At 61.0% G+C, this 205-nt stretch carries 1 protein-coding gene; it reads right to left on the reverse strand.

Annotation, left to right across the window (positions count from 1 at the left end):
* Positions 1-205: hypothetical protein (locus tag ASD34_RS27975; RefSeq protein ID WP_235509947.1), on the reverse strand; the 205-nt coding region annotated here is incomplete at both ends.

The following is a 205-nucleotide window of genomic DNA, read 5'->3' on the forward strand; positions in this document are numbered from 1 at the left end:
CGACAAGCTACCGACGTTGCTGTTCGTGGTGCTCAGGCCTGTGGACAGGCTGGAGATACCACTGGTCGCCGTGCTCAGGCCGCTCGACGTAGACGTCGACAGACTGTCGATGCTGCTCGTGGCTGTGCTCAAGCCCGACGACGTCGAAGTAGAGAGACTGTCCAGGTTGCTGTTCGTGGAGCTGAGGCTCGTGGACAAGCTGGAG

The organism is Variovorax sp. Root473, from assembly GCF_001426505.1.
Lineage (GTDB): Bacteria > Pseudomonadota > Gammaproteobacteria > Burkholderiales > Burkholderiaceae_C > Variovorax.